16 protein-coding genes are annotated in these 19,307 nt (G+C 61.7%); 11 read left to right on the forward strand and 5 right to left on the reverse strand.

Annotated elements, in window-relative coordinates; translation table 11 throughout:
* Positions 1-3: 3 nt before the first annotated feature.
* Positions 4-1,464: a betaine-aldehyde dehydrogenase gene (gene betB, locus NCT03_RS15460; protein WP_250493042.1), complete on the reverse strand. Its 1,461-nt coding sequence runs from the start codon at positions 1,462-1,464 to the stop codon at positions 4-6.
* Between the two features lie 27 nt (positions 1,465-1,491).
* On the reverse strand, positions 1,492-2,079 hold the full coding sequence (gene betI, locus NCT03_RS15465) for a transcriptional regulator BetI (protein WP_244829035.1): 588 nt from the start codon (positions 2,077-2,079) through the stop codon (positions 1,492-1,494).
* Positions 2,080-2,295: 216 nt separating this feature from the next.
* Between betI and fdhA the strand changes: the two genes are divergently transcribed.
* A complete protein-coding gene (fdhA, locus tag NCT03_RS15470) occupies positions 2,296-3,492 on the forward strand; it encodes a formaldehyde dehydrogenase, glutathione-independent (RefSeq protein WP_244829036.1) in 1,197 nt (398 codons plus the stop codon).
* A gap of 65 nt (positions 3,493-3,557) precedes the next feature.
* Here fdhA and NCT03_RS15475 read toward each other — a convergent pair whose 3' ends face one another.
* Complete coding sequence (locus NCT03_RS15475; protein ID WP_244829037.1) at positions 3,558-4,559, reverse strand: GlxA family transcriptional regulator; 1,002 nt, start codon at positions 4,557-4,559, stop codon at positions 3,558-3,560.
* 447 nt (positions 4,560-5,006) lie between these two features.
* Between NCT03_RS15475 and NCT03_RS15480 the strand changes: the two genes are divergently transcribed.
* The 10 genes from NCT03_RS15480 (at position 5,007) to NCT03_RS15525 (ending at position 17,340) form a co-directional block, all read left to right on the forward strand.
* Entirely contained in the window at positions 5,007-6,281 is a 1,275-nt protein-coding gene (locus NCT03_RS15480; RefSeq protein WP_250493043.1) for a serine hydroxymethyltransferase, read from the forward strand.
* A 19-nt stretch (positions 6,282-6,300) separates the two neighbouring features.
* The gene (locus NCT03_RS15485; RefSeq protein WP_250493044.1) at positions 6,301-7,272 is read left to right on the forward strand and encodes a dipeptidase; all 972 of its coding nucleotides are present in this window, start codon (positions 6,301-6,303) and stop codon (positions 7,270-7,272) included.
* Positions 7,273-7,297: 25 nt separating this feature from the next.
* On the forward strand, positions 7,298-7,837 hold the full coding sequence (locus NCT03_RS15490; protein WP_250493045.1) for a DUF5943 domain-containing protein: 540 nt from the start codon (positions 7,298-7,300) through the stop codon (positions 7,835-7,837).
* Between the two features lie 36 nt (positions 7,838-7,873).
* Positions 7,874-9,937 (forward strand): NADH:flavin oxidoreductase, encoded by a 2,064-nt coding sequence (locus NCT03_RS15495; RefSeq protein WP_250493046.1) that lies wholly within the window; start codon positions 7,874-7,876, stop codon positions 9,935-9,937.
* A gap of 15 nt (positions 9,938-9,952) precedes the next feature.
* Positions 9,953-11,866, forward strand: a complete 1,914-nt coding sequence (locus NCT03_RS15500; protein ID WP_250493047.1) for a (Fe-S)-binding protein — start codon at positions 9,953-9,955, stop codon at positions 11,864-11,866.
* Between the two features lie 4 nt (positions 11,867-11,870).
* A complete protein-coding gene (locus NCT03_RS15505) occupies positions 11,871-13,031 on the forward strand; it encodes an electron transfer flavoprotein subunit alpha/FixB family protein (protein WP_250466430.1) in 1,161 nt (386 codons plus the stop codon).
* The gene (locus NCT03_RS15510) at positions 13,028-13,786 is read left to right on the forward strand and encodes an adenine nucleotide alpha hydrolase family protein (RefSeq protein WP_250466431.1); all 759 of its coding nucleotides are present in this window, start codon (positions 13,028-13,030) and stop codon (positions 13,784-13,786) included. The genes NCT03_RS15505 and NCT03_RS15510 overlap by 4 nt, the downstream gene beginning before the upstream one ends.
* A gap of 73 nt (positions 13,787-13,859) precedes the next feature.
* Complete coding sequence (locus NCT03_RS15515; protein ID WP_250493048.1) at positions 13,860-15,155, forward strand: aromatic ring-hydroxylating oxygenase subunit alpha; 1,296 nt, start codon at positions 13,860-13,862, stop codon at positions 15,153-15,155.
* A gap of 20 nt (positions 15,156-15,175) precedes the next feature.
* Complete coding sequence (locus NCT03_RS15520; RefSeq protein WP_502800375.1) at positions 15,176-16,378, forward strand: FAD-binding oxidoreductase; 1,203 nt, start codon at positions 15,176-15,178, stop codon at positions 16,376-16,378.
* A gap of 107 nt (positions 16,379-16,485) precedes the next feature.
* Complete coding sequence (locus NCT03_RS15525; RefSeq protein WP_244829046.1) at positions 16,486-17,340, forward strand: glycine betaine ABC transporter substrate-binding protein; 855 nt, start codon at positions 16,486-16,488, stop codon at positions 17,338-17,340.
* Positions 17,341-17,399: 59 nt separating this feature from the next.
* Here NCT03_RS15525 and purU read toward each other — a convergent pair whose 3' ends face one another.
* Positions 17,400-18,275, reverse strand: coding sequence for a formyltetrahydrofolate deformylase (purU, locus tag NCT03_RS15530; protein WP_250493049.1), 876 nt, complete (start codon positions 18,273-18,275; stop codon positions 17,400-17,402).
* Between the two features lie 120 nt (positions 18,276-18,395).
* The gene (locus tag NCT03_RS15535) at positions 18,396-19,304 is read right to left on the reverse strand and encodes a choline sulfate utilization transcriptional regulator (protein ID WP_244829048.1); all 909 of its coding nucleotides are present in this window, start codon (positions 19,302-19,304) and stop codon (positions 18,396-18,398) included.
* Positions 19,305-19,307 lie beyond the last annotated feature (3 nt).

Raw genomic sequence — 19,307 nt, forward strand, 5'->3', positions numbered from 1 at the left:
TCCTTAAAACACGGGCTGATAAGGCCCGAGCTCGACCTGCACGGACTTGATGCGCGTGTGGGCATTGAGCGTCACTATGCCGTTTTCGCGCCCCACGCCCGATTGCTTGTAGCCGCCCACGGGCATTTCCGCGGGCGATTCGCCCCATGTGTTGATCCAGCAGATACCCGCTTGCAACCGATGAATCACGCGATGCGCACGCGATATGTTCTCCGTGACCACGCCCGCCGCAAGTCCGTATTCGGTATCGTTCGCGCGCGCGATGACTTCGTCTTCGTCGTCGAAGGCAAGAATGCTCATCACCGGTCCGAAGATTTCCTCGCGCACGATACGCATGTCGTCGCGGCAATCGGCAAACACGGTCGGTGCGACATACTGGCCGCGCGCGAATGCACCATCGCTCATGCGCGCGCCGCCGGCGATAAGTCGCGCGCCTTCGCGCTTGCCGCTTTCGATGAAGCCGAGCACTTTATGCAGTTGCGCCGCGCTTGCAAGCGGGCCGAAGTTGGTGCGCGGATCATCCGGCGCGCCAATGCGAATACGCTTTACGCGCTCCAGCACCAGCGCTTCGAAGCGTTCGATCACGCCGCGCTCGACGAACACGCGCGTGCCGTTCGTGCATACCTGTCCCGAGCTAAAGAAGTTCGCGCTCATGGCAATGTCGGCGGCGCGTTCGAGATTGGCGTCGTGAAATACGATGAGCGGCGACTTGCCACCCAGTTCCATCGTCACTTCCTTGAGCGTCGAGCCGCCCGCATGCGCCATGACCTTCTTGCCGGTTTGCACGCCGCCCGTGAACGATATCTTCTCGATACCCGCATGTTCCGCGAGCATGGCGCCCACGCGGCCATCGCCTTGAACCACATTGAAGACGCCGGCGGGCACGCCCGCTTCGGTATAAATCTCCGCGAGCTTCAGCGCGGTGAGTGGCGTGATCTCGCTTGGCTTGAAGATCATCGCGTTGCCGGCCGCGAGCGCGGGCGCAGACTTCCAGCAAGCTATCTGGATCGGATAATTCCATGCGCCGATGCCCGCGCACACGCCAAGCGGCTCGCGTCGCGTATAGACGAACGACGATTCGCGCAGCGGTATCTGCGTGCCTTCGATGGCCGTCGCGAGTCCCGCGTAATACTCGATCACATCCGCGCCGGTGACGATATCCACGGCGCGCGTCTCCGCAATCGGCTTGCCGGTGTCGCGCGTTTCGAGTGCGGCGAGTTCGTCGTTGCGCGCGCGTAGCAGGTCGACGGTGCGTCGCAAGATGCGGGAGCGCTGCATCGCGGTCATGGCGGCCCATTCGCGTTGCCCTTCGTGTGCTGCGCGCACGGCGCGATCGACATCCGCTTGCGACGCCTGCTGGACGTGCGCGATGGATTCACCAGTGGCGGGATCGAGCGTGACGAAGGTTTCGCCGCTCGTGGCATCGACGTATGCGCCGCCGATGTAAAGGCGTTGCTCTTCCATGTCGTGCTCCTTTGAGGATGGAGGGTTTTAGCCGCGCGCTTCGAGCACCAGGTCGATGTAGTCGTAAGCGAGGCGCAACGCCGACTTCGTATCGAACGGTTCGCCTGCAAGCGCGCCGCGCAGCCAGAGACCGTCGATAAGCGCGGCAAGACCGCTGGCCGCACGGCGCGCGGCGGGCTTCGTCAAGGCGCGCGAGAAGTCCGCGCATAGATTCGAATAGAGTCGCCGCGTGTTGACACGCTGCAAACGCCGCAACTCGGGCTTGTGCATGCTCTCGGACCAGAACGCGAGCCATGTCTTCATGGCGGGGCCGTTCACCTGTTCGACATCGAAATTCGCGGCGACCACTGCGCGCAACTTCGCCCGCGGCTCGGCTTTCGCGGCCTTGCGGCGACGCGACGTGGCCTGCCAGAGATTACGCAGCACATGACGCATGGTGGCTTCGAGCAGCCCGTCCTTGTCGCCGAAATAGTGACTGACGATTCCCGTCGATGTGCTCGCGCGCTGCGCCACCGAGGCGAGCGTCGCACCGCCGAGGCCCGCTTCGTCGATGGTCTGCAAGGTCGCGTCGATGAGTTGCGCGCGACGAATCTCGCGCATTCCGAGTTTGGGCATGGTCGCTTCGGCTGTCAGTTCGATTCGATGTTAGGGGGTTTTATATTGAACGGTCAATCAATAAAAACCGCCGAAGAGCGTCATGTCGGTTTGAGTCAAACCCGCGTCGCATTGGAGATCGGTCGTGCGCGACTAGCGGCGCTACGCTCGACGAACGGGCGCGATGAACCGTGACGGTGCATCGCGCGAGCCGTCCACGAGACATGGAGACGATCAATGAGCAGCAATCGCGGCGTCGTATATCTGGGGCAGGGCAAGGTGGAAGTGCAGTCCATCGACTATCCGAAGATGGTCGATCCACGCGGGCGCGACATCGGCCACGGCGTCATTCTTCGCGTAGTCAGTACCAACATTTGCGGCTCGGATCAGCATATGGTGCGCGGCCGCACGACGGCGGAAGTCGGCCTCGTGCTCGGGCACGAGATCACGGGCGAAGTGATCGAAATCGGCCGCGATGTGGAGACGCTTGCCATTGGCGATCTCGTTTCGGTGCCGTTCAACGTGGCATGCGGGCGCTGCCCGACCTGCAAGGCGCAACATACGGGCGTATGTTTGAACGTGAACCCGTCGCGTGCTGGCGGCGCGTATGGTTATGTCGATATGGGCGGCTGGATAGGCGGCCAGGCGGAATACGTGATGGTTCCGTATGCCGATTTCAATCTGCTGAAGTTTCCGGACAAGGCACAGGCCATGTCGAAGATACGCGACCTCACGTGTCTCTCCGACATCTTGCCGACGGGTTATCACGGCGCGGTGATGGCGGGCGTGAAACCGGGCGCGACGGTCTATATCGCGGGCGCGGGACCGGTTGGAATGGCGGCGGCGGCATCGGCGCGCATCTTGGGCGCAGCGTGCACCATCGTCGGCGACATGAACGAAGAGCGCCTGGCGCACGCGCGCAAGATGGGTTTCGAGACCATCGATCTCTCGAAGGACGCGACGCTCGGCGAGCAGATCGAGCAGATTCTCGGCAAGCCGGAAGTGGATTGCGCGGTCGATTGCGTGGGCTTCGAGGCACACGGTCACGGCAGCGGCAGCGGCGAGGAAGCACCGGCCACCGTGCTTAATTCGCTGATGGAGATCACGAAGGCAGCGGGCGCCATTGGCATTCCCGGCCTCTATGTCACCGATGACCCCGGCGCCGCCGATGCCGCCGCGCGCAAGGGCAGTCTCAGCATTCGCTTCGGCCTTGGCTGGGCGAAGTCGCATTCGTTCCACACGGGACAGACGCCCGTGATGAAGTACAACCGCAATCTGATGCAGGCCATCTTGTGGGATCGTTTGCCGATTGCGGATATCGTCAACGTGTCCGTGATTTCGCTCGATGAAGCGCCCGAAGGCTACAGAAAGTTCGATGGCGGCGCGCCGAGGAAGTTCGTGCTCGATCCGCACGGATTGTTGAAAGCGGCGTAATCGGCCTGGAATGAAGAGAGCCGCTGGCTATTGCAAGCCAACGGCTCTTTTTGTCCGAACCGGTATCAGGCAACCAGCGCCGAAGGTGCAACCGCCGCAAGCGAAGGCGCTTGCTTGCGGCGTTCGCGCGTGGGCGCGGTTCCGAAGGCATCGCGATAACTCTTCGAGAAGTGGCACGCCGACTGGAAGCCGCAAGCCATGGTGATATGCATGATCGACATATCGGTTTGCAGCAGCAGTTCGCGCGCGCGCCGCAGACGCAGCGTGAGATAGTAGTGCGTCGGCGTCATGCCGAGATGCTCGCGAAAGAGCCGCTGCAATTGCCGTTGCGACATGCCGGCAAGGCGCGCCAGTTCCTCGCGCGACAGCGGCTCCTCGATGTTGTTCTCCATGAGCGAGATCACTTCGAAGAGCGACTTGTTGGCCGATCCGAGTCGTGCCACGAGCGGCATGCGCTGCTGCGCGCTCGTATCGCGTACATGTTCGACGATGAATTGCTCGGCGATCTGTGTCACGCGCGCCGTACCCACGCGGGATGCGATGAGATTGAGCATCATGTCGAGCGGCGCGACGCCGCCGGTACACGTGACGCGATCGCGGTCGATCACGAACAGTTCCTTCAGGAAGCGCGTGTCGGGAAACTCTTCCTTGAGCGCCGACATGTTCTCCCAGTGGATCGCGCACGCATAGCCCGCGAGTAAGCCCGCACGAGCCAGTGCATAAGTGCCGGTGCAGAGGCTGCCGAGCACGCTGCCCATGCGGGCGAAGCGGCGCAGCGCGGCGAGATGTGCGGGCGTGGTCGCGCGCTGCACATCGATGCCGCCGACCACGAACACGATATCGGGTTGTCCCACGCATTCCACCGGACCTGTATCGACGGACAAGCCGTTGCTCGCGGTGACGGGACCGCCATCGGGACTCACGATCGACCAGCGATACAACGGCTGCCCCGTCAGATAGTTCGCCATGCGCAGGACTTCGATCGCGTTGGTGAAAGCGATCATGGTGAAGTTGGGAAGCGGCATGAAAGCGAAGTGCGACAGCGACGCCGTGCGATCGGGGGACATGTGAGGAATGATTCCTTCGAATCTATTGTTTGACGCCGTCAGATGCGGCGCTTTGCCGCTTTTTGCATTTTGGTTTCGTTTGCAACTACCATGCCATCAGGCTAAACCCTGAGCCTCGCGAGGCATCGTGCATGCTTCATATAGACGCGATTTCCTCGCCGACCCGCCACGAGCAAGGGCGCGCACCTTCGAAGCGCACGGGCGTTCCGCGACAGTGCAGCGGCGCACCGAATAAATCGCTACACCGAAATCCATCGGGCCACTTGTCGAAAAAAGACGCGCATGTCGGAAAAGGCCAAGAACACGTCTAAATTCGTAAATTGACCGGCAGGACGAACGTCAAGAATAGACGCAACGATTACGGCCGCGACGGCAAACGGAAAAGTATCCGAAGAGCCACCCGCACCGCCGTCGAACGACCGTCACACTTGACCCACGGACCTGCCAATGTCGAACTCGAATCCCTTCTTCGAAGCCCCGCTTGCATCCAGCGACGCTTCGGTGCGCGGCGCGATCCTGAAAGAACTGGAGCGCCAGCAATCGCAAATCGAACTGATCGCGTCGGAAAACATCGTGTCGCGCGCCGTACTGGAAGCGCAAGGCTCGGTGCTCACGAACAAATACGCGGAAGGGTATCCGGGCAAGCGCTATTACGGCGGCTGTGAATTCGTCGATGAAGTCGAGGCGCTCGCCATCGATCGCATCAAGCAGCTCTTCAACGCGAAGTTCGCCAACGTGCAGCCGCATTCGGGCGCGCAGGCCAACGGCGCCGTGATGCTTGCGCTCGCCAAACCCGGCGACACCATTCTCGGCATGTCGCTCGATGCGGGCGGTCACCTCACGCATGGCGCGAAGCCCGCGCTTTCGGGCAAGTGGTTCAACGCGGTGCAATACGGTGTGAACCGCGACACCATGCTGATCGATTACGAGCAGATCGAGGAACTCGCGAAGCAACACAGGCCGTCATTGCTGATCGCGGGATTCTCGGCGTACCCGCGCAAGCTGGACTTCGCGCGTCTGCGCAAGATCGCCGATAGCGTCGATGCGAAGCTCATGGTCGATATGGCGCATATCGCGGGCATCATCGCGGCGGGGCGTCACGATAACCCCGTGGATCATGCGCACGTGGTCACGTCCACCACGCACAAGACCTTGCGCGGTCCGCGCGGCGGTTTCATCCTCACGAACGACGAAGACATCGCCAAGAAGATCAACTCGGCCGTGTTCCCCGGCCTGCAAGGCGGCCCGCTGATGCATGTGATAGCAGGCAAGGCGGTGGCCTTCGGCGAAGCGCTGCGGCCGGACTTCAAGACGTATATCGACAACGTGCTCGCAAATGCGCAAGCGCTCGGCGAAGTGCTCAAGGAAGGTGGCGTCGATCTCGTCACCGGCGGCACGGACAACCATCTGCTGCTCGTCGATCTGCGCCCGAAAGGCCTCAAGGGCAATCAGGTCGAGCACGCGCTGGAACGCGCGGGCATCACCTGCAACAAGAACGGCATTCCCTTCGATACCGAAAAGCCGACCGTCACCTCGGGCATTCGCTTAGGCACGCCGGCAGGCACGACGCGCGGCTTCGGCGTCAACGAGTTCCGCGAAACCGGCCGCCTGATTCTCGAAGTCTTCGAATCGCTGCGCGAGCATCCGGAAGGCGATCCGCAAACCGAACAACGCGTGCGCCGCGAGATCTTCGCGCTGTGCGAACGCTTCCCCATCTACTAAGCACACGGAGTTATCAACGATGAGCACTCTGCACGACAACAGCATCATCATCGACGGCCTGAACATCTCCAAATTCGAGCGCTCCGTGTTCGAGGACATGCGCAAAGGTAACGTCACCGCGGTGAACTGCACGGTTTCGGTCTGGGAGGACTTCCAGAAGACGATCGACAACATCGCCGAGATGAAGCAACAGATTCGCGAGTACAGCGAGATTCTCACGCTCGTGCGCACGACCGACGACATCCTGCGCGCAAAGAAGGAAAACAAGACAGGCATCATCTTCGGCTTCCAGAACTCGTATGCGTTCGAGGACAACCTCGGCTATATCGAAGTTTTCAAGGAGCTCGGCGTGAACGTGGTGCAACTCTGCTACAACACGCAGAACCTGGTCGGCACGGGTTGCTATGAACCGGACGGCGGACTCTCGGGTTATGGCAAGGAAGTGATCCACGAGATGAATCGCGTTGGCATCATGGTCGATCTTTCCCACGTGGGCGCGAAGACTTCTTCCGATGCCATCGCCTGCTCGAAGAAGCCTGTCACGTACTCGCACTGCTGTCCCTCGGGACTCAAGGACCATCCGCGCAACAAGACCGACGATCAGCTGAGAGAGATCGCGGACGCCAACGGCTTCGTCGGCGTGACCATGTTCTCGCCGTTCCTGAAGAAAGGCCCGGACGCGACCGTCGACGATTATCTCGAAGCCATCGACTACGTGATCAACGTGATCGGCGAAGACAAGGTGGGCATCGGCACGGACTTCACGCAAGGCTACAGCACCGAGTTCTTCGACTGGATCACGCACGACAAGGGCCGTTATCGCCGTCTGACGAACTTCGGCAAGGTCGTGAATCCGGAAGGCATTCGCACGATCGGCGAGTTCCCGAACCTCACGGCCGCGATGGAAAAAGCGGGCTGGGGCGAGACGCGTATCAAGAAGGTGATGGGCGAGAACTGGATGCGCTTCTTCGGCGAAGTCTGGAGCGTCTGACTCCAACAAGAACAGGGAACCCGCGATGCAACCGCAACTGCCTATCGACGTCGATCAAGAAACGGGCGTCTGGACTACCGACGCGCTGCCCATGCTGTATGTGCCGCGCCACTTCTTCACCAACAACCACGTGGCCGTGGAAGAAGCGCTCGGCCGCGAAGCGTACGCCGCGATTCTCTACAAGGCGGGCTACAAGTCCGCTTATCACTGGTGCGACAAGGAGGCGGACAAGCACGGCATAGCGGGCATGGCGGTGTTCGAGCATTACCTGAAGCGCCTGTCGCAACGCGGCTGGGGTGTCTTCGATATCGTCGAATCCGACCCGCAGAGCGCCATGGCGCGCGTGCATCTGCGTCACTCGTCCTTCGTGCTCGCGCAACCGGGCAAGCACGGCAAGCTTTGCTACATGTTCGCCGGATGGTTCGCCGGCGCGCTGGACTGGGTCAACGACACCGCACCCGACAGCACGAAGAAGGGGCCGCGTTCGCACTCGATCGAAACGCAATGCGCCGCGGAAGGCTGCGAGCATTGTGTGTTCGAAGTGTCGCCGCTCGCATCGAAATAAAGGCTTCAAAGCAAAACCTTTCCGAGGTCGCCCGCAATGCGTTACCCGAACCTTTTCAAGCCACTCACGCTGAACAAACTGACCTTGCGTAACCGTATCGTCAGTACCGCGCATGCCGAGGTCTATGCCGAGCCAGGCGGTCTGCCCGGCGACCGGTATATCCGCTATTACGAAGAGAAGGCGAAGGGCGGCGTGGCGCTAGCCGTTTGCGGAGGTTCGAGCCCGGTGTCGATCGACAGCCCGCAAGGCTGGTGGAAGTCGGTGAACCTGTCGACCGACAAGGTCATCGACCCGCTCTCGCGGCTGGCCGAAGCGATGCATCGGCATGGCGCGAAGATCATGATTCAGGCAACGCACATGGGCCGGCGTTCGGCGTGGCAAGGCGAGAGCTGGCCGCATCTGATGTCGCCTTCGGGCGTGCGGGAGCCGGTGCATCGCGGCAACGCGAAGATCATCGAAGTGGAAGAGATCAAGCGCATCATTCAGGATTTCGCGGCGGCCGCGAAGCGCGTGAAGGATGCGGGCATGGATGGCGTCGAGATCTCGGCGGCGCATCAGCACCTGATCGATCAGTTCTGGAGTCCGCGCACCAACTTTCGCACGGACGAATGGGGTGGTTCGCTCGAAAACCGTCTGCGCTTCGGTAAGGAAGTGCTGCAGGCCGTGCGCGAAGCCGTGGGCGCCGACTTCGCAATTGGCTTGCGCATGTGCGGCGACGAATTCCATGAAGACGGTCTCGATCACGAACAATTGAAAGAGATCGCTCAAGCGATGGCTGAAACGGGCCTCATCGATTACATCGGCGTGATCGGTTCGGGCGCGGATACGCATAACACGCTCGCCAACTGCATGCCGCCGATGGCGCTGCCACCCGAGCCTTTCGTGCATCTCGCGGCGGGCATCAAGTCGGTCGTGAAGCTGCCGATCATGCATGCGCAAAGCATTCGCGATGCGGGTCAGGCGGAACGTCTGCTCGCCAACGGCATGGTCGATCTGGTCGGCATGACGCGTGCGCAGATTGCGGACCCGCATATGGTGATCAAGATTCGCGATGGCCGCGAGGACGAGATCAAGCAGTGCGTCGGCGCGAACTACTGCATCGACCGGCAGTACAACGGACTCGATGTGTTGTGCGTGCAGAACGCGGCGACATCGCGTGAAGCGACCATGCCGCATGTCATCGAAAAGACGCGCGGGCCGAAGCGCAAAGTCGTGGTGGTCGGCGCAGGGCCCGCGGGACTCGAAGCGGCGCGCGTGGCGAAGTCGCGCGGTCACGATGTCGTGCTGTTCGAGAAGAACGATTACGTTGGCGGCCAGATCATGCTTGCCGCGAAGGCGCCGCAGCGCGAGCAGATGGCGGGCATCGTGCGCTGGTTTGACATGGAAACGAAGCGGCTCGGCGTGGATCGTCGTCTCGGTGTCGCCGCCGACGACAAGGCCATCATGGCCGAGAAGCCGGACATCGTCGTGCTCGCGACGGGCGGCTCGTCGTTCACGGATCAAGTGCCTGCATGGGGCGTCGAACGAGGTCTCGCGGTGAGCGCCTGGGACATTCTCTCGGGCAAGGTCGAGCCGGGCAAGAACGTGCTCGTTTATGACGGCGTGAGCACGCATGCGGGCGCGGGCGTCGCGGACTTCATCTCGAGCCGTGGCGGCAATGTCGAGATCGTGACGCCGGACGTGAAGGTCGCCGATGACGTCGGCGGCACCACGTTCCCCATCTTTTATAGAAGGCTTTATGCGCAAGGCGTGATCCATACGCCGAACTACTGGCTCGACAAGGTGTACGAGGAAGACGGGAAGAAGATTGCCGTGATCCGCAACGAGTACACGGAAGAACAGGAAGAGCGCGCGGTGGATCAGGTCGTGATCGAGAACGGCAGCACGCCCAACGATTCCCTGTACTGGAAGCTGAAGCCCGAATCGCTCAATCGCGGGCAGGTGGATGTGCACAAGCTCTTTGCATCGGAAGCGCAGCCGTGTCTTTCGGAAGAGCTTGGAAACGGGCGTTTTCTCTTGTTCCGCGTCGGCGACTGCATCTCCATGCACAACATCCACGGCGCGATCTACGACGCGCTGCGTCTTTGCAAAGACTTCTGACGAGGGCTTTAGACGATGAACCCCGTGTTTGTCATCACCGTCTTGCTGTGGGTATCGGTGGCGGGTCTCGCCTTCGCCGTGATGAAGCGCGCGGCCTATTGGCGAGAAGGACGCGCCACGACTGCCGGTGCTTATGGCTGGGCTAACCTGCTGACCATCCCGAAGCGTTACTTCGTGGATTTGCATCATGTGGTGGCGCGTGATCCGTATATCGCGAAGACGCACGTTGCAACCGCTGGCGGCGCCATTCTCGCGATGGCGCTCGTATTCCTCAACTACGGCCTCGCCATTTATTCGCCGTGGCTCGACAAGCTGATCTTCCTCGCGGCTATCGTCATGCTGGTGGGCGCGGTGTTCGTGTACCGTCGCAGACACGGCGCGAAGGAAGTGCCCGCGCGTTTGTCACGCGGACCGTGGGACAGCCTGCCTTTGCTGCTCGGTTCATTCGCGCTTGGTCTTGCATTGTTCATGCTGTTGCCGGCTTCGTGGATGTCGGGTGCACTCGCGATCATCGTTGCATTGCTGATCGCGGCGGGCGCATACACGATGACCTTCGGCGCGGCGCAAGGCGGCCCGATGAAGCATGCGATGGCGGGCTTGCTGCATCTCGCGTTTCATCCGCGTCAGGAGCGCTTTGCAGCGAAGAACGTGCACGATGTCGTGCCCCCCACCGCGCTCAAAGTGCCCGTACTCGATGCGCAGGAATATGGCGTGAGCAAGCCCATCGAGTTTCGCTGGAACCAGTTGCTGAGTTTCGATGCCTGCGTGCAATGCGGCAAATGCGAAGCGGCGTGCCCCGCGTTCGCATCGGGACAACCGCTCAATCCGAAGAAGCTGATTCAGGATCTCGTCGTCGGCATGGTCGGCGGTTCGGATGCGCTCTACGCCGGCAGCCCGACCCCCGGCATTCCGGTTGGCAGGCATTCGGGCGCACCGGGCAAGCCGCTCATCTCCACGATGATCGAAGCCGATACCATCTGGTCCTGCACCACGTGCCGCGCCTGCGTGCAAGAGTGCCCGATGCTGATCGAACACGTCGATGCCATCGTCGATATGCGCCGCAATCAGACGCTCGTGGAAGGCAACGTCCCGGGGAAAGGTCCGATCACGCTTGCGAATCTGCGTGAAACGGGCAGCGCGAACGGGTTTGACATCGGCGCGCGTTACGACTGGTCGGTGGATCTGCAAGTGCAGGTCGCGCAGCCGGGTCGTCCCGTCGATGTCTTGTTGATCGCGGGCGAAGGCGCGTTCGACATGCGTTATCAACGCACGCTGCGTGCGTTGGCGAAGGTGCTGAACAAGGCAGGCGTGGATTACGCGGTGCTCGGCGGCATTGAAACGGACACCGGCGATACGGCGCGTCGTCTCGGCGACGAAGCCACCTTTCAGGCATGCGCGAAGAAGCTCATAGGCACGCTTTCGCAGTATTCGTTCCGGCGCATCGTGACGGCGGACCCGCATGTGCTGCATAGCTTGCGCAACGAGTATCGCGCGCTTGGCGGCTTCTATGAAGTGCAGCATCACACGGCGTTGATGGCAGAACTCGTCGCGAACGGCAAGCTCTCGCCGAAGGCCGCGACCGTGCTCGCCGACAAGAAGATCACGTATCACGATCCGTGCTATCTCGGCCGCTATAACGGCGAAACCGAAGCGCCGCGCAAGCTGCTGAAGTCCATCGGCATCAAGGTGGTGGAGATGGAGCGTAACGGCATGCGCGGACGGTGCTGCGGCGGTGGCGGCGGCGCGCCCCTGACCGACATTCCCGGCAAGCAGCGCATTCCCGATATCCGCATTGCCGATGCCCGCACGATAGGCGCGGAAGTGGTCGCCGTGGGTTGCCCGAATTGCACCGCGATGCTCGAAGGCGTGGTCGGCGCGCGTCCCGAAGTGCTCGACGTGGCGGAGCTGGTCGCCGCGGCGCTGGAGTAACACGATGAACGACAACATCAAACGAATCGATCCGCGCAGGCCGTTTATCGTCACGAGCGCGGGGCTCAAGCGCATCACGCTCGGCGAGATCGGCAGCGGCGCGCTGCTTGACTTCGTCGCAACACACCATGATGCAGCGAAGCCGCGCCGCACGGCGAAAGCGTCGCGTCGCGCGGTGCTGGTGGCGGCGCATACGGATCGCGGCGCGCTCGACGATCACGGCCGTCAGGCACTGGCCGCCGCCGCCTTGCTCGCGGACGATGAAACCGAAGTCGTGTTGATCGCGTTCGGCGCGTTCAGTGACGATGCGGCGTCGCTCGGCGCGGATCGTTATATCGAGCTGCCCGGCTTCGATCGCCGCCATTTCGCACCGGATGAAGAACTGCGCGCGCTCGCTGCCTGCGTCGCGGCGTTCACGCCCGTGCATGTCTTCATGCCCGACAACGCAACCGGCGACGGCGATCTCGGCCGGCGTTACGCGGCGCGCGCCGGTGCGAGTATCGCCACACACGTGGTGGAACTCGACCTTCAGCACGTCGCTGCGTATGCACATGCTGGCCGCGCGGTGGCATTGCGTGCGCTACCCGATGTGATCTTGCTCGCACCGAATGCGGTCGATGCCAAGCTGCCTTACGTCGGCGCAGGCGCGCGCGTGAATAGCGAAGACGTCGTGCCCGCGACGATGCCGAGCGCGTATGTCGATCTCGGCATCGAGGAAATGGACGCGGCCCAAGTCGCGCTCGAAGAAGCGGACTTCATCATCTCGGCGGGCAACGGCGTGACGGACGTGCCCGCATTCGAAGCGTTGGCAAGCACCTTGGGCGCGGCTATCGGCGCGAGCCGGGTGGCTGTCGACGACGGCAAGTTCTCGCGCGACAAGCAGATCGGCGCCACGGGCAAGACGGTGGAAGCTAGCGTGTATATCGCGTTCGGCATCTCGGGCGCGGTGCAGCACCTGCAAGGCATCAAGGATTGCCGGCATGTCATCGCGGTCAATCTCGATGCGAGCGCGCCCATTGCCAAGCGTGCGGATCTGACCATCGTCGCGGATACGCAAGAGACCATCAAGGCGCTGACGGACGCGGCGTCGGCCGCGCGTGCATCGCGTACCAATGGCAGCCCGATCCTGCAGACGGCGACGCTTGCCGAAGGAGCGTACGCATGAAAATAGCCGTTCTCGTTTCTACTGGCCGGCATCCTATTAGCGGCACGGCGCGTTATAGCCGCAACGACGCGGCCGCGCTCGCCCTCGGTATCGACATTGCAAAGGAACACGGCGCGCAACTCGATGTGCTGCATGCAGGCGACCCCGCCAATCCCGCGCTTGCCGAATATCTCGCACTGGGCGCGCCGCGCGTCGAAGTGCTCAACACACCGGGCGATGCCTGCGCGGCACTCGCGCAACGTCTCGCGGGTTATCGACTCGTCTTGACCGGCACGCGTGCCGAAGGCGCGTTCGATAGCGGCACGTTGCCGTATCGGCTTGCCGATGCGTTGAACGTCGCGCTAGTCGGCTCGGCTGTCGATATCGACGTGACGAACGAAGGCGTCGAAGTGCGCCAGTTCATGCCGAAGGGCTTGCGTCGTCGTGTGCGCGTGCAGTTGCCCGCGCTCATCGCCGTGCATCCGCTCGCCAACGCGACACCGCGCTACGCGTATGCGCGTATGCGCGAAGGACGCGTCGCACCGGTTGCAGCGGCCGCGCCTGTCGATCCGGAAGCGAGCGCATGGAGCGTCGGCCCCGTGAGCGCGAAGCCCAAGCGCCTCGCCGCGCCCGAAAAGCGCACCGGCCATGCCCGCATGCTTTCCGCGACCACGACCGAAAGCCGTGGCGGAAGCGTCGTAATTGAAGGGAGTTCCGTCGAAAAAGCACAAGTGATCCTGGCGTATTTGCGCGAGCATCAACTGGTGGATTATTAAGTTCAAAGCGCAGCAAGCCCGCATTTCAGGGGTGTTGGCGGGGCACCAGACGTGACGCACAACGGAGCACACGATGAAAGTTTCGGCAGACGTTCGCGCAATGATCGAACGCCGCAAAAAGGGCCACACGCTCGAAGCGCCGTTCTACACGAGCGACGAGATTCACGCGCTCGACCTGGACGCGATTTTCCGGCAGCACTGGATTCAGGTTGCGATCGAGCCGGACGTGCCGGAGCCGGGCGACTATACGACCGTCGATATCGGCAACGATTCGATCCTGATCGTGCGCGACGACGACATGCAGATTCGCGCGTTCCACAACGTCTGCCGTCATCGCGGCGCGCGTCTTTGCAATCAGGAGAAAGGCTCGCTCGGCAATATCGTGTGCCCATATCACAGCTGGACCTATAACCTCAACGGCGACCTCATGTTCGCCGAACACATGGGCGACCAGTTCGACCGCTGCAAACATAGCCTCAAGAAGGTTCATGTGCAGAACCTCGCGGGCCTGATCTTCATCTGTCTCGCCGATGAACCGCCCGCCGATTTCTCCGTGCTGCGCGAGTCGATGGAGCCGTATCTTTTGCCGCACGGTCTCGCCGATTGCAAGATCGCGGCGAGCATCGACATCGTGGAAAAGGGCAACTGGAAGCTCACGATGGAGAACAACCGCGAGTGCTATCACTGCGTGGCGAACCATCCCGAGTTGACCATTTCGCTCTATGAATACGGCTTCGGTTATCAACGCACCCCTGCGAACGAGGACGGCATGGCCGCGTTCGAACGCACGGTGAGCGAACGCACGAAGCAATGGGAAGCGATGAACCTGCCTTCCGCCGAGATCGAACGTCTGGCGGATCTCGTCACCGGTTTTCGCACGCAACGTCTGCCACTCGACCGCGATGGCGAATCGCAGACGCTCGACGCGAAGGTGGCATCGAAGAAGCTGCTTGGCGGCTTCGAGCGCGCGGACCTGGGCGGCTTGTCGTTCTGGACGCAACCGAATTCGTGGCATCACTTCATGAGCGATCACATCGTCACGTTCAGCGTGATTCCGCTGTCCGCGGGCGAAACGCTCGTGCGCACCAAGTGGCTCGTGCATAAGGACGCGCGCGAAGGTATCGATTACGACGTCGACAATCTCACCGCCGTGTGGCGCGCAACGAACGAACAGGACCGCACGTTGGTCGAGTATTCGCAGCTGGGTGCAACGAGCAGCGCTTACGAGCCGGGCCCGTATTCGCCGTTCACCGAAGGGCTCGTGGAGAAGTTCTGCGAGTGGTATATCGGCCGCCTCGATAACTATGCGAACACGCCCGACAAGGACGTGGTCACGCATGGCGAGAAAGTCGTTTCCTTCATGCGCTAAGCGCGTTCGAGAGGCAAAACATGATGCGCGATCAGGCCACGTTCGAGCCGACTGCAAGCCGTGTCACCCAGCCGCGGTTCTGGGGGGCGCTGCCCGCGCGCTGGAATAGCGATACCGACGACACACTCGTCTGCTGTCACGTCCGGCAGGAAACGCACGACGTGAAGAGTTTTTTCTTCAAGGCGCCGAGCGAACGCAGCTTCGTGTTCGAACCGGGGCAGTTCATTACACTGGAACTCGATATCGACGGCGAGCAGATCAATCGCTGCTATACGATTTCCTCTTCGCCCACGCGGCCGCACACCATTTCGATCACGGTCAAGCGTGTACCGGGCGGAAAGGTTTCGAACTGGCTGCATGACAACGTAATTGCGGGATCGCGCGTGCGTGTGCTCGGACCTTCGGGCGAGTTCACCTGTGCGCGGCATCCGGCGCGCAAGTTCCTGTTTCTTTCGGCGGGGTCGGGTATCACGCCGCTCATGTCGATGAGCCGCGCGCATCACGAACTCGGCGAGGACGCGGATATCGTTTTCGTGCACAGCGCGCGCACACCCGACGACATCATCTTCTCGCGCGAGCTGGATCTCATTGCATCGAATCAGACGAACTTTCGCACGGCCTTCGTTTGCGAGCGCGTGGGCACGCGCACGAACTGGGCCGGTGTGACGGGCTTTCTCAGCTTGCCGCTACTGAAGCTGATTGCACCGGACTATCTCGAACGCGAAATCTTCACGTGCGGTCCAGCGCCTTATATGAAGGCGGTCCGCGATCTTCTCGATGAAGGCGGTTTCGATCGCAAGCATTATCACGAAGAGAGCTTTTCATTCGAGACCATTGCGGAGGTCGCATCGCAGTTGACGACCGCGCACGTGGCCGACGCCATCGCCACACAGACCGATTTCGTCGAAGCGCGTGAAGAGGCAGTCGGCTTTGCGCCTCGACCAGCGGCGCCTCTCGATACGACATACAAAGTCAGCTTCGCCAAGATCCGGCGCGACATCGAATGCGGTAGCAACGAGAACGTGCTCGATGCCGCGAAGAAAGCCGGGGTGCGTTTACCCTCATCGTGCACGCAAGGCATGTGCGGTACATGCAAAGTCAAGCTCGTATCGGGCGAAGTGAGCATGAAGCACGCAGGCGGCATTCGTCAGCGCGAAATCGATCAGGGCATGGTGCTGTTGTGCTGCAGCAAGCCTTTGAGCGACCTCGTGGTGGATAAATAAAACTCGGCGTCGCTTCTGGACAACTGAGTGTCGGAAAAGTGCGTTACTGGCCAATTCTGGCTGGTGATTCTGGACGCTACGGCGTGGGGCCGCAAAGGGGAAATCAAATGAAAGCGATGAGAAGACTGTTCGTGCTGAGCGCCATGGCTGCGGCACTGGCCACGAGCATGGGCGCAAACGCCGAAGATAAACCGACCATCAAGATTGGCTACGTCGAAGGCTGGGACGACAGCGTGGCGACGTCGAACGTGGCGGCGCGCATCATCGAAAAGAAGCTGGGCTATCAGGTGCAACTCGTGCCGGTGGCGGCAGGCGTGATGTGGCAGGGCGTGGCGCGCGGCGATCTGGATGCGACGCTGTCCGCGTGGCTGCCGGTGACGCACGGTGCGTATTGGAACAACTTCAAGACGAAGGTCGTCGACCTCGGACCCAACTTCAATGATGCGAAGATTGGTCTGATCGTTCCTGAAAATGTCGATGCCAACAGCCTGACCGACCTCGAAGCGAAGAAGGCCGAATTCGATTCGCGCATCGTCGGTATCGATGCGGGCGCGGGCGTGATGCAAAAGACGAGCGAAGCCATCAAGGCTTATAACCTCGACTACAGGCTGATGCCGAGTTCGGGCAGCGCGATGACCGCTGAACTTGCGCGTTCGGAAGCGGCGAAGAAGCCGATCATCGTGACGGGCTGGAAGCCGCACTGGATGTTCGCGAAGTACAAGCTGAAATTCCTCGAAGATCCGAAGAAGGTCTTCGGCGAAGCGGAACACGTCGATAGCGTGGTGAATCCGGAACTTGAAAAGAAGGCCCCGCCGGTCGTGGCCTTCCTGAAGAAATTCCAGTGGAAACCGGGTGAAATCGACAGCGTGATGCTCGCGACGCAAAACGGTGAGAAGCCGCAAGCCGCCGCCGATGCATGGATCGGCGCGCATGGCGATCGCGTGGACAGCTGGGTGAAGTAAGGTCTCAGCGCCTGGATCAAGAAGGGGTGCCGCGAATCCGCGGCACCCCTTTTTTGTGCTTACCTTAGAACGACAGTGCGCTCGCCGTTGATGAACACGCGCCGTTCCGTGAACGCCTTGATGGCGCGCGCAAGCGTGATGCATTCGACATCGCGTCCCGTTGCAAGCAGGCGCTCGGGGCTATAGGAGTGATCCACGCGCTCCACTTCCTGTTCGATGATCGGGCCTTCGTCGAGATCGTCGGTGACGAAGTGCGCAGTGGCGCCAATCAGTTTTACGCCGCGCGTATGCGCCTGGTGATAGGGCTTCGCGCCCTTGAAGCCAGGCAAGAACGAATGGTGGATGTTGATCGCGCGGCCCTTGAGTTTGCGGCTCGTATCGCCGGAAAGAATCTGCATGTAGCGCGCGAGAATCATCAGTTCCGCACCGGATGTCTCGAAGAGATCGAGCAGACGCGCTTCCTGCTGCGCCTTGGTATCGGCCGTGATCGGCAGATGATGAAAGCGCAGACCGTGTTGTTCCGCAAGCGGCGCCAGGTCCGGATGATTCGATGCAATGCCGACGATATCCATCTTCAGTTCGCCCATGCGCCAGCGGAACAGCAGGTCCGCGAGGCAGTGTTCGAGCTTCGACACCATGATGAGCACCTTGGGCCGCGCGCTGAGATCGTGCATCGACCAGTTCATCGAGAAGCGTTGGGCAATGGGTTCGAACTCGCGCTGCAGCATCGGCAGATCGAGCGTGTCGTCTCGGCTTGCGCCATGAAACACGCAGCGCACGAAGAAGCGTTCGCTCAGGTCGTCGTCGAACACGGTGAGTTCGTCGATATAACCATGATGGCGTTCGAGAAAGCCGACGATGGCGGCAACTTGCCCCGCCGCGCTCGGACACGCAACGGTCAGCACCAGTTGATTGGGACGGGTTTCAGCGGACATGCACGCTCCACATTTGATAAAGGTCGCCACGCCGCTCGTGCGGCGAACGTTATCGCTAGTAGAGCAAATGCACGGGCACGACGGATAGAAGCGAAGCGCCGTCGCGCTGGTATGCAAGCGTCAGGCGATCACGTCGCATTCATCGAGCAGCCAGTTGCTGAACGCGCGCACGACGGCAGACGGCTCGCGTTGCGTGACGAGCACGTAGCCGCGATCGGTGACGAGCGGAGTATCGTCTAGCGCGATGAGATGACCTTTGGCGATGAGGTCATCGACGAGCGGCGCCCAGCCAAGCGCGACGCCCTGGCCCATCACGGCCGCATGCGTGACGAGCGCGTAACTGTTGAAGGTGAAGCCGCCTTGCGCCGGCGGCGCGCTCAGCCCATGCGCCTCGAACCAGCCGGCCCATGAAAGCCAGCGTTCGGGCAACGTAGCCTGCAGATGCAAGAGCGGCAAGTCGAGCAGATCGGCGGCACTCGACGGCTTGTTGCGTGCCACGAGCGCCGGGCTGCATACCGGCACGACGCTTTCAGGAAAGAGCCGGATGGCGTGCGGCGAACTCCACTGCGCGCGCGAACTGCCGAATGCGATCACCACGTCCGCCGGTTCGCCGTCGGCATCCGATACATTTTGCGAGGTGACGATCTTCACATCGACATCGGGCATCAGCGCCTTGAATTGCGGCAGGCGCGGCATGAGCCAGTAAGTCGCGAAGCCGAAATCGGTCAACAGCGTGAGCGTGCGCTGAGCGTTACGCGCGCGAATCTCGCCGGTAGCCGTGCGGATGATATCGAGGCCTTGACGGACCGCTTCGAAGAGACGCGCGCCGTCTTCAGTCAAGGTGACGCCCCGGTGCCCGCGCTCGAAAAGCGGCACGCCGAGCGCTTCTTCGAGTTGCACCACGCGCTGGCTCACGGCGGGCTGTGTCGAGCCTAGTTCACGCGCGGCGGCAGTGAAGCTCGCGAGACGCGCGGCGGACTCGAACATCGAGAGCGCCTGCATGGGCGGTAGACGGTCCTGGCGCGGCATAAA

The organism is Caballeronia sp. GAWG1-1, assembly GCF_023631465.1.
Classification (GTDB): Bacteria; Pseudomonadota; Gammaproteobacteria; order Burkholderiales; family Burkholderiaceae; genus Caballeronia.

What these genes read in the sequence shown, in the direction of transcription:
- betB (WP_250493042.1), bottom strand. Translation starts at nt 1,464, where the DNA reads ATGGAAGAGCAACGCCTTTACATCGGCGGCGCATACGTCGATGCCACG.
- betI (WP_244829035.1), bottom strand. Translation starts at nt 2,079, where the DNA reads ATGCCCAAACTCGGAATGCGCGAGATTCGTCGCGCGCAACTCATCGAC.
- fdhA (WP_244829036.1), top strand. Translation starts at nt 2,296, where the DNA reads ATGAGCAGCAATCGCGGCGTCGTATATCTGGGGCAGGGCAAGGTGGAA.
- NCT03_RS15475 (WP_244829037.1), bottom strand. Translation starts at nt 4,559, where the DNA reads ATGTCCCCCGATCGCACGGCGTCGCTGTCGCACTTCGCTTTCATGCCG.
- NCT03_RS15480 (WP_250493043.1), top strand. Translation starts at nt 5,007, where the DNA reads ATGTCGAACTCGAATCCCTTCTTCGAAGCCCCGCTTGCATCCAGCGAC.
- NCT03_RS15485 (WP_250493044.1), top strand. Translation starts at nt 6,301, where the DNA reads ATGAGCACTCTGCACGACAACAGCATCATCATCGACGGCCTGAACATC.
- NCT03_RS15490 (WP_250493045.1), top strand. Translation starts at nt 7,298, where the DNA reads ATGCAACCGCAACTGCCTATCGACGTCGATCAAGAAACGGGCGTCTGG.
- NCT03_RS15495 (WP_250493046.1), top strand. Translation starts at nt 7,874, where the DNA reads ATGCGTTACCCGAACCTTTTCAAGCCACTCACGCTGAACAAACTGACC.
- NCT03_RS15500 (WP_250493047.1), top strand. Translation starts at nt 9,953, where the DNA reads ATGAACCCCGTGTTTGTCATCACCGTCTTGCTGTGGGTATCGGTGGCG.
- NCT03_RS15505 (WP_250466430.1), top strand. Translation starts at nt 11,871, where the DNA reads ATGAACGACAACATCAAACGAATCGATCCGCGCAGGCCGTTTATCGTC.
- NCT03_RS15510 (WP_250466431.1), top strand. Translation starts at nt 13,028, where the DNA reads ATGAAAATAGCCGTTCTCGTTTCTACTGGCCGGCATCCTATTAGCGGC.
- NCT03_RS15515 (WP_250493048.1), top strand. Translation starts at nt 13,860, where the DNA reads ATGAAAGTTTCGGCAGACGTTCGCGCAATGATCGAACGCCGCAAAAAG.
- NCT03_RS15520 (WP_502800375.1), top strand. Translation starts at nt 15,176, where the DNA reads ATGATGCGCGATCAGGCCACGTTCGAGCCGACTGCAAGCCGTGTCACC.
- NCT03_RS15525 (WP_244829046.1), top strand. Translation starts at nt 16,486, where the DNA reads ATGAAAGCGATGAGAAGACTGTTCGTGCTGAGCGCCATGGCTGCGGCA.
- purU (WP_250493049.1), bottom strand. Translation starts at nt 18,275, where the DNA reads ATGTCCGCTGAAACCCGTCCCAATCAACTGGTGCTGACCGTTGCGTGT.
- NCT03_RS15535 (WP_244829048.1), bottom strand. Translation starts at nt 19,304, where the DNA reads ATGCCGCGCCAGGACCGTCTACCGCCCATGCAGGCGCTCTCGATGTTC.